The organism is Novosphingobium sp. ERW19, assembly GCF_012641315.1.
In the GTDB taxonomy this organism is placed as follows: domain Bacteria; phylum Pseudomonadota; class Alphaproteobacteria; order Sphingomonadales; family Sphingomonadaceae; genus Novosphingobium.
Genome location: NZ_JABAIC010000001.1, coordinates 64855 through 77545 on the forward strand (window position 1 = coordinate 64855; position 12691 = coordinate 77545).

A 12691-nucleotide genomic window follows, 5' to 3' on the forward strand; every position below is an offset into this window, starting at 1 on the left:
TCCCCAAATTCTGTGAACGTTCTCAATCGAACGTCTCACATGTTTGCGAGCGGAAATCAACCCTTGACGAAACGGCTGTCAGGCAGCCCGTCGCAATCCGATGAGAAGCACGGTTGCGCAAAGCGCGAGCAACGCCAAAACCACGAAAAGCGCGCTGAAGCCGAGGCTTGGCACAAGCGCCAAGGTCAGCGCAGGCATCGCCAGCGACGGGATCGTGTTGGTCAGGTTGAACAGCCCGAGATCGCGCCCGCGCCGCGCGCTGTCGGGCAGGACCCGCAAGGTGTGGGCACTATGCAGCGCCAAAAATGCCGAAGTCGAAAGACCGAACAGGATGTACCCCACAATTGCTCCGTCGCGCCCTGCGGCAAACGCCATGATGATCAGTCCCAGCGCAGCGCCGATTGACGAGAGCACCAGCGGTGAAACCGGCTGCCCGGTGCGATCCGCCCGGCCGCCGGCCACAAGCGCGACCAGCGCGCCGATGACCATCGCCGTCAGCAGGACGCGGGCAATCGCGCCGTCGGCAAGGCCCGGATCGACCGAGCGCAGCCACAGGTAGAAGAAGGCAAACAGCGAGGCTTCGGAGATCTGCACCAGCAGGCGGGCCAGCCACATGCGCGTCGCCATGCCCTTGAGAACCTTGCGCGCAACAGCGCTTCCCTCGGCCGGCTTTGCCACGCCTTGCGCAAAACCGTCCTCACCCAGCAGCACGAGCGGGAGGACACAGAGCCCCACGATCACGCCCACGACGGCAAAGCGCGTTTCCAGCGAGAAGGCGTCGCCCAAGGTCGCCAAGGCCCCGGCAAGCGCGCCCGAAGCCGGGGCGAAAGCGAGCAGACCACCAAGCAGCCCCTTGCGCCCATCCGGCACCTGATCCCCGGCCCAGGCAGACAGCGGCCCGAGCATCATGTTCAGCCCGACCTGCCACAGCGCGATCACCGCGGTCAGCGAAAGCAAGGTCCCGGTGCGCGGCGCAATCTGGAGCATGACGCTGGAGAGCAGCAGACCCGCCAGCACGAAGGGGCGGCGCCTGCCGACAAGGTCGCTCGCCCAGCCAAAGGCGATGTTGCACAAGCTGGCGGCAATCGCGCCCAGAAACGTCGTCGCAGCCAGCCAGCGCACGGCCTCGCTTCCCGCCAGATCGCCCACGTGCATCGGCAGCAGCAGGGTCAGGAACGGGACGTAGGCAATCGTCGATCCAGCCCACGCCAATGCATAGAGCGCAAGAAAGCGGTGTTCTCGGGCCTGTCCGGCGATCACGCCCCGCAGGCCGCTGCCGGGCCGGTGGAGCCACGGACCTCGAAGCCCATCGGGAGGATCACCGCGCCTGCAACCTCTTCGCCCTTCTGTACCGCAATCAGGCTGCGCACCGCCGTGGCCGTCGTCTCGGCAATCGGCTGATCGACGGCGGTCAGCGCGGGCCGGGTGAAGCGCACCAGTGGGGTGTTGTCGAAGCTGACCAGCGACAGGTCCGCCGGAATGGCAAGGCCCAGTTCGTCGGCAATCTCGACCGTGGCCAGCGCCATCTGGTCGTTGCTGGCAATGATCGCGCTCGGCCGATCGAGGCTGGCGAGCAAGGCGCGAGCGGCCCGCACGCCAGAGGCATAGGTGAAGTCCCCAGCCTCGAGCAGGCCCGCGGTGGTGAGCCCCGCTACCTCCATCTCGGCCTTCCAGCCATCGATGCGCTTGGCCGAGAGGCGATACTCCGATGGCCCCGAAATGAAGCCGATGCGCTTGTGGCCAAGCTCGATCAGATGCCGCGTCGCCGTGCGTGCACCGCCTTCGTCGTCCATCGAAACCATGATGCCATCGGGCAGCCCTTCCTCGTGCACTTGCGCGCCGATCCGCGCGAACGGCACGTGGTGGCGGGTCAGCGTCTCGAGGATCTGCGGATTGTCAGAGTGCGGCGGGGTGAGGATCGCGCCATCGGGCTGGAGCGCTGCAATCGCCGCGCCCAGTTCACGCTCGACGTGATCGTTGTGGGTATCGACCAGTTCGAAGATCAGGCGATAGCCATGTTCGGCGCATTCGAGCATGCCGCCCAGCAGCATCTGGTCGACCCAGTCGGTGCCCTGCCGCGCCCGCCAGTCGGCAATCGTGCGTTCGCGGTCGTTGAGGGCGAGGATCAGGTAGGAGCGCGATCCGCTCATCCGCTGCGCCGCGATCGAGGGCACGTAGCCCAGCTTGTCGATCGAGGCCTGGACCTTCTCGCGCATCTCGGGCCGGACATTGGCCTCGTTGTTGATCACGCGGCTGACCGTCTGCAGCGAGACGCCCGCATCGGCCGCCACGTGCTTGATGGTTACCGCCTGCCGCCTTCGCGCCATGGTAGCTCAGTTACCCCCGCTCTTCGTTCCCACGCCCGCGTTAGCGGCTTCGCCGGGCTTTTGCCATACGCGGACCCAGTCAACCGCCATTGCCTTGGGAAAGCCGGAAGCGTCCACGCCCGTGGTGTTGCGCCCCTCTGGCAAGTGCCCGCCGATGGCGAGGTTGAGGATCAGGTGGAAGGGCTTGTCGAACGGCGCGCCCGGCTTGTCAGACCCCAGCGTGTGCCATTCGTGCGGCATGCGGCGGGCATAGTCCTTGCCGTCGACGCGCCAGACCATGCCATCCTTGTCCCACTCCACCTCGTAGGTGTGAAAGGCGGTCGGATCGGGGAGCTGCGTTTGCTCCGAGATATAGCGGTTGCGCGGCGGCTGCCCGCCGAAGTGGATCGTGCCCAGCACATGGTTCTCGCGGCCGCCCTCGCAAGTCTCGCAAGGCTCGCCGAGGTTGACCGCCTCCATGATGTCGATTTCGCCAGAACGTGCCCACCCGCCATAGGCCCAGTCCTCCGGCAGCATCCAGATTGCCGGCCAGGTGCCTTGCCCCTGCGGCAGTCGCGCGCGCACCTGCACCTTGCCATAGAGCCACGCCGCCTTTCCGGCGGTTGAAAGACGGGCGGAAGTGAACGGCTTCGACCGCTTCGCCTCGGACTTCTCCATGCTGTCGCGCTGGTCGCGAGGGTATGCCGGGCCGGTGAAGTCCTCGCGCTGGGCGATGATCTCCAGCACTCCGCCGCTCACGCGATGGTTGGCCTTGCGCGCAGTGTAGCACTGGCGCTCCTCGTTGCCGCCGCCCCAACAATCCTCGGCAAGGACCCAATGATTGCGATCAAGCGTGGTGCCGTCAAACTCGTCGGCCCACACGAGTTGCCAATCGGGTTGGACCGCCGCTGCAGCCAGAAGCAGAAAACTCATGCCGCGGCCGGAACCTGCGCGCCGCAATAGCGCGCCACGTAATCGCCATGCGATGGCAGCGCGGCAACCGTGCGGCTGACCTGTTCGCGCAAACTGCCAAGCAGATGCTTCAGTTCCTCGTCGCGCAGCTTGGCGGCGACGGGGTGGTGGCTTTGCGGGTTGATCCCCTGCCCCATCATCACCTGCACCCACGAGTTCTCCGCGAAAAGCTCCTCGTTCTTGCGGAACACGCGGCCGGTTACGCGGAACAGTTCCATCTTGTGCTCGAGGCTGGCGGGCACTTCCATGCTGGCGCAATGCCGCCAGAACGGCGTGTCGCGGCGATCGGTCGCCTTGTAGTGCAGGACCAGGAAGTCGCGGATCTGCTCCATGTCGGTGAACTGCTGGTCGTTGAACTCGTCGATGTCGCGCTGGCTGATGACGCCTGCCGGCAACATCCGCACGATGCGCAGGATGGCCCGCTGGATCAGATGGATCGAGGTCGACTCGAGCGGCTCCATGAACCCGCCCGAAAGCCCAACCGCCACGCAGTTGCGGTGCCATTGCTTGCGCCGCGCCCCGGTGCGGAAGCGGATATGGTTCGGCTTGACCAGCTTCTCGCCCTCGACCGTAGAGAGCAACTTTTCGAGCGCGGCTTCGTGGGAAAGGTAGTCGCTGCAATAGACCACGCCATTGCCCTGGCGGTGCTGCAGCGGAATGCGCCACTGCCAGCCCGCCTCGTGCGCGATGGCGCGGGTATAAGGCACGGGCGGGCGCACGCTCGATGTCTGGATGGCGATGGCGCTGTCGCAGGGCAGCCAGTGGGTCCAGTCGTCGTAGCCTGCGCGCAAGGCGCCTTCGATCAGCAGCGCGCGAAAGCCGGTGCAATCGATGAACAGGTCACCCTCGATGCGGCGGTCGCCCTCCAGGACCAGCGCCGCTATATCGCCGCTCTCGCCATCGAGTTCGACGCGGGCAATCTTGCCCTCGATCCGCATGGTGCCATCGGCCTCGGCCATGGTGCGCAGGAACTTGGCATAGAGGCCGGAATCGAGCTGGTAGGCGTAATTCATCCGGTCGTCCGGCAAGTGCGCGAACTTGCCTGCTTCCGCTGCCTTCAGTTCAAGGCAGTATTCGCCGTAGGGCTCAGTGTGGCCGCGCTCCAGACCGTGGAGCCAGAAGTGCTGGAAGCCTGCCGACCAGTGATCCTTGCCGGTGCCGCCGAAAGAGTGGAAGTAGTTCTCGCCCTCGACCCGCCAGTTCTCGAAATTGATGCCCAGCTTGAACGTCGCCTGCGTGGCGCGCATGAACTCGGCCTCGTTGATGCCGAGCAGGCGGTTGTAGGTGACGAGCGGGGGGATCGTGCTTTCGCCGACGCCGATGGTGCCGATCTGCTCGCTCTCGACCAGCGTGACCTGCGCGACCGGCCCAAGCGTGCGGGCGAGCGCGGCGGCGGCCATCCATCCGGCGGTGCCGCCTCCGGCAATGACGATGCGGCGGGGCAGATGCGAAGCGGTCATTGGCTGAGGCTCCTCAGGATGAACTGGTGGATGCGGGCAGCGCCCTGCGCGTCGATGGGCCCTAGCGCGCCCTGCCCCTCTGCGGGAATGTGGGCGCGGGCTTGGTCGCCGCCCGAGAACACGTAGTAGTCGAACAGCTCGCGCCACACCGCGCGGTCCGCCTCGGGCAGGTCGCGGATGGCGAGCAGGGCGTGGGTCAGCGCGGTCTGCGGCTGGCCCATGTAACGTGGGGTATCGCGCCACCAGTAGTTGAGCAGGATGTTGAAAGGCTCGGTCGCCTCGACATGATGCCACCACATCGAGGGCACAAACAGCGCATCGCCCGGTTCGAGATCAGCCACCTGCCCATGCTCCAGAGCTTCGGCAAAGCGCGGGTGCGCATCGAAATCCGGCGCAGCGAAATCGACCATGCTGACGGCGCGGCCCGCCGGGGTGTTGTCGATGGGGCCGAGGTAGAGGTTGCGGAACTGCTCGGGCGGGAACAGCGTGAAGCGGCGACGCCCGGCGACGCAGCAGGCAAGGTTGTCGGGAAAGTCGTTGTGCGCCGCGATGCGGGTGGGCGATCCGATCCACAGGCTGGTGATCGGATCGCGCGTGCCGAGGTCTACGCGGTTCTCGGCGTCGACGCTCTGGAAGTGCGTCGGCACGTCGATCGAGCCGAGGTAGATCACCGGATGATCGGCGCTGCCTTCGTTGGCATCGAACCCGGCGAAGATATCCGCCAGCTTGCCGCGCGCGGTGCGGAAGTTCATTTGCATGGCAGCGTCATAGAACAGGCGTCCGCCGCTGCCGGGATCGGCCAGCGAGACGGTGAACGGAACGGGCCGCGCGCGCTCGACCAGATAGGCGCGGGCGGCGCGGGCAGATTCAAGGCCCGCCTGCACCAGCGGCCAGTCGCGCACCAGCCCGCGCAGCACGAACGGTTCGCGCGCGCCCTGCAGCATGGCGTCGAGATCGCTCAGGTGTTCGAGTGTCCTCTCAGCGACTGCAGGAAGCATCAGGGCAGTTGTTTCAGCCACCGGCAACCTTGGCGTTCTTGCGCGCGACCAGATCGCCGAAGTGGGAGAGCGACGCAATGATCATGTAGATCCGCGCGAGGTGGCCGCTCTGCATCAGGTCCTGCAGGGCTGCACCATCCAGGGCGGAGAGCTTTTCCTCGTTGATCGTGTGATAGCCGACGAGCGAGTTCTTCGCGCCATCGTCAAGCGTAACTTCCAGCGTGAAGGATTCCGCCAGTTCATAGCGGTCGAGCGCGGCGAAGAAGTCGGCGGATTCGCGGTGGGCGTGGTCGAGATCACCGAGCTTGGCGGCGATGTCCTCAAGGTAGGGCGTGGGCTGGCCGCTCGCATCGAACACACGCACGCCCTCGCCCGTCCTGCTGATGCGGGGGTGGTCGAGATCGACGTGGACCTGGCCCACGCCATCGGGCGTCGCCGCGCGACCGATCAGGAACGGGCGGATCGCCATGGAAAGCGGGCGGTAGGGTGCATCCCATGCACCATCCCGCAGGAACAGGTTCTCCCCGGTCTCGAACCCCAGGAGCGCCAGCGCCTCCAGCTTGCCACTGGCAAGGTCGCGGCGCAGGACGATGGGATAGTGCGCCTGGATCGAGCGGAATTCCGCAGGGACGGTGGCGCAGGCCATGACATTGTCGCCAAGCTCGGCACTGGCGGCGGTATCGATGCGCAACTCGGCGTGATCGGCGGGATTGAGGACTGCGTGGTTGCTCATTTCACTGCCGCTCCATGCATGGCGGTTGGGGCTGCGGCCACTTCGGGGCGCAGGGCATCGAGATAGGTCCGGTTGGATGGCAGCGCCGCCGCAAGCGCGCGCGAGCGCTGGCGCACTTCGGCAAGGCGCTGGCTGGCAGTGGCGTCGGCTGCTCCGGCCGGCACTGGGAAGCCCATGCCGTAGAGCACGTATTGCTGGCTGGCGGCACAGAACAGTTCGTCCATGCGCGGCAGGTCCCACACCGACGGCGGCTGATCGCGCCAAAGCTCGAGACATTCGGCAAGCCGCGCCGGGATCGTCGCCGGATCGCGCTGGGCGAGCCAGTAGGGCTCTGTCCGGCGGCTGAGGACGTAGTGCAGCTTGAGAAACTCGACGATGCGGTCCCAGCGGTAACGGAACAGTTCGTTGAAGCGCTCGGCCAGCAGGCCCATCGTGGCCTGACGGCGCGGGAAGTTTTCGGCGAGCGCCTTGATCGACAGCTCGACGGTGACGATGGCCGAAGCTTCAAGCGGTTCGATGAAGCCTGCCGAGAGGCCCACGGCGAGGCAGTTGCGATGCCAGAAGCGCTCACGGTGGCCGGTGGAGAACGTTAGCTTGCGCGGGCGCAGGGCGGCCAGATCGGCAGAAGGCAGCCGCGCAGAAATGTAGCTGCGCAGCACTTCCTTGGCGCGCGCATCGTCCATGAAGCGCGAGGAGAACACGCAGCCGATGCCGCGCCGCGTCGGCAGGGCAATGTCCCAGATCCAGCCCGCTTCGTGCGCGGTGCCGATCGTCTGCGAGGCAATCGCGCTGCCGGGTTCGACCGGCACCTGCAGGGCAAGCGCGCTGTCGTTGAAGGACACGTCGGACCGGTCCACCCATGGCACGCCGCAGTGGTCACCGATCAGGATCGCGGCGAGCCCGGAGCAATCGATGAAGAAGTCACCGGCAATTTCCCGCCCGTCGTGCAGGTGAAGACTGGCGATGTTGCCCGCCTCGTCGTCGGCAACGGCAGTCACCTGCGCCGAGACATGCGTCACGCCGAGCCGCGTCGTCGCATGGCGCTTCAGAAGCGCGGCAAACTTGCCGGCATCGAGATGATAGCCGTAGTTCAGCGCCCCGGCGTAATCGGGCATGGCGCGCTGGCGTGGCGCGAGGTTCTCGTCGCAGGCCGCAGCTTGCGGCGTCATCAGCGCGGCGAAGGGAAGGTCCGGCGATTGCGCGCGCCACGCCTGCAGCATGGCAGCCATGTCGCCCGGCGGGGGCGGCGTGAACGGATGAAGGTAGCTGTCCTGCGCAGAACCATCGACCCAGCCATCGAAGCGCGAACCCTGCTTGAACGAAGCGTCGCACTGGCTGAGAAACTCCGCCTCGGGAATACCGATGGTGGCGAGCGTTTCGCGCATGGTCGGCCAGGTGCCCTCGCCCACGCCGATGGTCGGGATGTCCGGCGCCTCGACCAGAACAATCGCCAGTTCGGGCCGCCGCGCCGCGAGCAGGCACGCCGAGAGCCACCCTGCGGTGCCGCCTCCGACGATGACAACCTGCTTCACCGACCCGCTCATCTCTCACCCGTATCGGCCACCGGTTGATCCGGCCAGCCTCCCAGTCTTCAAAACCCCTGCGGCCCGCACTGCCGAAGCAATACGGGCCGCCGGTTCTTCGTTACCCGAAGGTCATCCCGTCAGGCTCAGAAAGTAAACCGCGCACCGGCAGCATAGCGCGCATAACCCGGTGCCGCAAAGAACACGGTCTGGTTGTTGCGCTGATAGCCCTTGCGGTCGGCGTTGGTGATGTTGATGCCTTCGACGAACACCGTCACGCCCTTGCGGATTTCGTACGATGCGCTGGCGTCGAACTGGCCATAGGCCTTTACGTAGTACGGATCGAAACCGTAGCCCGAGAGGAACCCGTCGCGCCAGTTATAGGCAACGCGCGCCTGCAGACCGTTCTTGTCGTAGAACAGCACGGCGTTGGCACTGTCGCTGACCCCGTTCACCGCGAACTGCGGGATGGTGTAGCGCAGGGTGTTGTCGAACTTCGTGTCACTCTTCACCACGGTGTAGTTCAGGATCGCACCGAAGCCGGTATCCCAGAAGCTGTGCTGGACCGCGAACTCCCAACCCCACAGCTTGGCCTTCTGGTCGCTGTTGGTCGGCTGCGTGGTGATGAAGTTGACGAGCGGATCGGACGCCTGGCCGACGACACCGGTGACCACCCCGTTGTTGTCACGAATGACCGTCGAGGGGAAGTTGGCGCCGATGTAGTCGAGCAGTTGCTGCGCGGTGGCATTCGGACCCAGCGCTGCCCGTGCGGCTGCGGCATTGGCGCCGGCGGCAGCGTTGGTCAGGCCGAACGCGGGCTGGTTGACCTGCGTCTGGCTGATGAAGTTCTTCACGACCTTGTGGAAGAAGCCCACCGAAACGTAGCTGGTCGGCGCGTAATACCATTCAGCCGAAAGATCGACGTTGTTCGACTTGTACGGCAGCAGGCCCGGATTGCCGCTCGACGCCGTGCTGCCACCGATGCGGATCGGCGAGGCGAGCGTGGTGCCGCCCTGCAGCGAGGCATAGTCGGGACGCGTGATCGTCTGGCTGTAGCTGGCGCGCAGGCGGACGTTGCGGACCGGCTCCATGTCGAAGTCGATTGCCGGCAGCCAGTTCTCGTACTCGCCCTTGAGCGAGGCGGCAGCGACTTGCTGCGGGTTGCCGTAATCGATCGCGGTTTCATTGCCGCCAGTCCAGATGGTGCGGACCGGGATTGGAACCTGCGCGGTCGAATCGACCTTGGTCTTCTCGTAGCGAAGGCCGAGGCGCAGGTTTGCCGTGCCCGCGCCCAGATCGAACGAGTGCTTGGTCTGCACATACGGCGCCCAGGTCCGTTCGCGGACGGTGCGATCGGTCGTGTACTTGGCGATGCAGGTGCCGGCCGTAACGGCGGTGCTGCAGATCCCGATCTTGCTGTCGAGCAGACGGATCAGGCCGTCGGTGTCGATGTTGAAGTAGTTCGGGATGATCGAGGCATCCTGCGAACCCGACATGCCGGAAAGATCCTTGGGCAGATCGCGGATCTGGTAAAGATCGTCCGGGGTTTCGGCTGCCGAGAGCGTGCCGCCCCAGGTATCGTTCTGGATCACGCCGAATGCCGAGCGCACCTTGTTCTCGGTGTAGGTCACGCCGAAGTCGAGGCTGTCGATGAACGAGGCATCGAAATCGTAGCCGCCGCGGAAGGTGACCTCGTTGATCTCGTCACGCATGTAGGCGGTGCGGAAGGCGTTGCCGGCAGGGCGGATGTTCGAGGCCTTGATCTCGGAGCCCGGATACATCTGCACGCTGATGACCGGCATGTCGGACGTGTAATCGACCTTCTGCGACTTCACGCCGAAGATCGCACTGCCAACGGCAATGCCCGAACCATAAGGCTTGGTCGGCTTGCTCTCGGCGGTCGAGTGGTGACCATCGAGTTCGAGGCGCAGCCCGCCCGGCCCTTCCCACTTGAGATTGCCGCCGATCGACTGGTTGCGCGAGCGGTTGGCCGCAACCGCACCGGTGATGGCGAGGTCCTTGCCGGGTCCGAAGTTCTCGGCATAGAAGTTGGGGCCGGCCGCCGGGCCATCGGTCCAGCTGCTGGAAGTATCGCCGTGGTTGAACCAAACGCCGATCGAGTTGGTGCGGGCGTCGATGGTGTTCTGCGAGAAGGTGTAGTCCACCGTGGCGGTCAGCGTGTCGGTCGGCTTGACCTGCACCACGGCCTGGCCGTTGATGCGCTTGCGGCGGAACGTGGTGAAATCGTAGCCGGCGTTCTGCGTGACCTGGTAGATGTCGTTCGGGCCGGGGCGGTTCTGGATGTTGGCAGCACCCGGCGTGCCGGGCTGCGCCAGCGAACCCCAATTGTTTTCCGAACCGAGATAGCCTTCACGCCAGCCCGCATTGAACTGCGCCTGGCTGGCCTTGCGGTCCTGATACGAACCGGTCAGCAGCACGCCGATGCGGTTGTCGGCAAAGGTATCGCTGATGATGCCCGAGACTTCAGGGGTAATGCTGGTGCCGTCGAACAGCGAGGTGTCGTAGACCGCCTTGGCGCCGATGCTGCCATGGAAGCCGGGGCGCTCGAGCGGCTTGGCGGTCTTGATGTTGATGACCGAACCGATGCCGCCGGTGGCGAGCGAAGCGCGGCCCGACTTGTAGACTTCGACGCCGGCAATACCTTCGGAGGCGAGGTTGGCGAAGTCGAACGAGCGCGAGGCCGGGGCGCCGCTGCTGCCGCCGAGGCTGGAGGCAGGCATCTGGCGGCCGTTGAGCAGGACAAGGTTGAAGTCCGGACCGAAGCCGCGGACGGTGACGGTGGAGCCTTCACCACTGTTGCGATCGATCGAAACGCCGGTGATGCGCTGCAGCGATTCGGCAAGGTTGGTATCGGGGAACTTGCCTATATCTTCGGCGGAGATCGCATCGACGACGCCCTGCGCGCTGCGCTTGATGTCGAGAGCCTTCGACAGCGAGGCGCGGATGCCGGTGACGACGATGGCTTCGCCTTCTTCAGCCGGAGCAGCGGCATCCTGCGGCGCTTCCTGCGCGTGGACGGCCTGCCCGGCGAGCGCGAGTGCAAGGGCACCCATGCTGGCTGCACGAACGGCAGCGGAACGTGTCATGGAAACCTTCATGATCCTCCCCTTTTACAACCTCGGCACTGCCACGCGAAATGCTCGCCATCAGCGCTCTTGTGAACGTTCACCTAATTGAGAACGTTCACGCGGTCAAGGGGCTTCGGCGCCCATCGCGCGAAAGCCTAGTTCTTTTGGGCAATCCCGGCAGGCACTTGCACGAAACCACGCAAATCCGTTTGGTGGCGCGCCACTCTTGGCATAGCGTTTTGCCCAAGCGGCGGCGTCAATGGTGCCTCTCTCCTGCCAGCCGCGTCAGGGATTTCCACCGATGCGCGACCATGACCTTCGAAGCAGGGCCGTTGGCGAGATGCATTTGCGGCGCTGGCCGCCCTTGCCGGTGCCTTGCCATATCGTGCAGTGGGTCCTTGCGATCGACGACAGCGAGCGTGCCGAGGAACTCTCCGCCATCGAGGCATTGACGGCGAGCACCGACAACGTCGGCAATCCGACGCACCGCGAAGGCCGGATCAACGAGAGGGTCACCTTCACCTGGGAACGCCAGAGCGAAGGCAGCAGCCTGACGCTGTTTTGTGCGCCCTGCGACGACGAGGGCTTTCTCGATCCGACCGCCGATGCAGAACTGTCGGCCGCAATCGCCTGGGCACGCACCTTACCCGGCCAGATCGTGCGCAGCACGCGCGTGTGGCTGGCGCAAAGCGATGCCGACGTCGAGCAGGTTCTCCATCGCCACCCGATCAATCGCGATGAACTTGTTTCCAGCACCCTGGGCGGCGGAATCCGCATATGGTCGGACTTCCGGCTGAAGGACGATGGCTTCGGGCGGTTGCTCGCCGCGGCCAACGGCATCGACCGGCGCGATCTGACCCGCCAGATCCAGCGCCTGCAGGAACTGGGCAACTATCGCAACAAGGCGCTGCTCGGCCTGCCGGTCGCCCGCGAATGCTGGCCCAAGCTGGATGCAGCCGAAGAACGCCTGAGCGATCTTGCCAACCGCATCGCCGACAGCGACGCGCGCGACGACAGCCTGCTTGAGGAACTGTCACGCCTCGCGCTCGATCTTGCCTCGGTCGCAACCGCGATCTCGTTCCGCATGGACGCCACCCGCGCCTACGGGCAGATCGTCGAGGAGCGTCTGGAGCAGCTCGACGTGCAGCCGGTCGAGGGTTACGCCTCGCTGGTTGATTTCACCCAGCGCCGCTTCCGCCCGGCCATGAACACCTGCATCGCCACCAGCGAGAGGATCGAGCGCATCGGCGAACGCACCGAGCAGCTGACGTCGCTGCTGCGCGCGCGGATCGATACGCGGATCGAGAACCAGAATGCCGAGCTGCTGCGGTCGATGGAGCAGTCGATATCGATGCAGGCGCGTTTGCAGCAGCTGGTCGAGGGCCTGTCTGCAGTGGCGCTCAGCTACTATGTTCTGGGGCTGATCAAGTACGCGCTCTATGCCGTGCCCGACAGCGCATTGGGCGTTTCGGACGAGTTCGTGATCGGCTTGCTGGTGCTGCCGATGGTGCTGGGCGTGTGGTGGACGATGCACACACTCAAGGACCGATTGATCAAGACTTCTGATCGGCAATAATTCCGCTTGTCCTGACGGCCATATGTGTCCACAC

9 protein-coding genes are annotated in these 12691 nt (G+C 65.3%); 1 reads left to right on the forward strand and 8 read right to left on the reverse strand.

The features are described 5' to 3' along the window. Positions 1-78: 78 nt before the first annotated feature. The 8 genes from HGI46_RS00295 to HGI46_RS00330 all read right to left on the reverse strand — a co-directional run bounded on the left by HGI46_RS00295 (position 79) and on the right by HGI46_RS00330 (position 11099). Entirely contained in the window at positions 79-1260 is a 1182-nt protein-coding gene (locus HGI46_RS00295; protein ID WP_346766648.1) for an MFS transporter, read from the reverse strand. Next, entirely contained in the window at positions 1257-2327 is a 1071-nt protein-coding gene (locus HGI46_RS00300; RefSeq protein WP_168902656.1) for a LacI family DNA-binding transcriptional regulator, read from the reverse strand. The genes HGI46_RS00295 and HGI46_RS00300 overlap by 4 nt, the downstream gene beginning before the upstream one ends. A 6-nt stretch (positions 2328-2333) precedes the next feature. Further along, positions 2334-3239 carry a glycoside hydrolase family 16 protein gene (locus HGI46_RS00305; protein ID WP_168902657.1) on the reverse strand — a complete coding sequence of 302 codons (906 nt, stop codon included), beginning with the start codon at positions 3237-3239 and terminating at the stop codon, positions 2334-2336. After that, positions 3236-4738 carry a tryptophan halogenase family protein gene (locus tag HGI46_RS00310; RefSeq protein WP_168902658.1) on the reverse strand — a complete coding sequence of 501 codons (1503 nt, stop codon included), beginning with the start codon at positions 4736-4738 and terminating at the stop codon, positions 3236-3238. The genes HGI46_RS00305 and HGI46_RS00310 overlap by 4 nt, the downstream gene beginning before the upstream one ends. Continuing rightward, the gene (locus HGI46_RS00315; RefSeq protein ID WP_168903082.1) at positions 4735-5736 is read right to left on the reverse strand and encodes a cupin-like domain-containing protein; all 1002 of its coding nucleotides are present in this window, start codon (positions 5734-5736) and stop codon (positions 4735-4737) included. Before HGI46_RS00315 ends, HGI46_RS00310 begins: the two co-directional genes overlap by 4 nt. Before the next feature lie 13 nt (positions 5737-5749). Beyond that, positions 5750-6469 carry a SapC family protein gene (locus HGI46_RS00320; protein WP_168902659.1) on the reverse strand — a complete coding sequence of 240 codons (720 nt, stop codon included), beginning with the start codon at positions 6467-6469 and terminating at the stop codon, positions 5750-5752. Further along, positions 6466-8013: a tryptophan halogenase family protein gene (locus HGI46_RS00325; RefSeq protein WP_168902660.1), complete on the reverse strand. Its 1548-nt coding sequence runs from the start codon at positions 8011-8013 to the stop codon at positions 6466-6468. The genes HGI46_RS00320 and HGI46_RS00325 overlap by 4 nt, the downstream gene beginning before the upstream one ends. 125 nt (positions 8014-8138) lie before the next feature. Beyond that, the gene (locus tag HGI46_RS00330) at positions 8139-11099 is read right to left on the reverse strand and encodes a TonB-dependent receptor (RefSeq protein WP_240946512.1); all 2961 of its coding nucleotides are present in this window, start codon (positions 11097-11099) and stop codon (positions 8139-8141) included. A 283-nt stretch (positions 11100-11382) separates the two neighbouring features. Between HGI46_RS00330 and HGI46_RS00335 the strand changes: the two genes are divergently transcribed. Further along, positions 11383-12657 carry a DUF3422 domain-containing protein gene (locus HGI46_RS00335; RefSeq protein ID WP_168902662.1) on the forward strand — a complete coding sequence of 425 codons (1275 nt, stop codon included), beginning with the start codon at positions 11383-11385 and terminating at the stop codon, positions 12655-12657. Positions 12658-12691 lie beyond the last annotated feature (34 nt).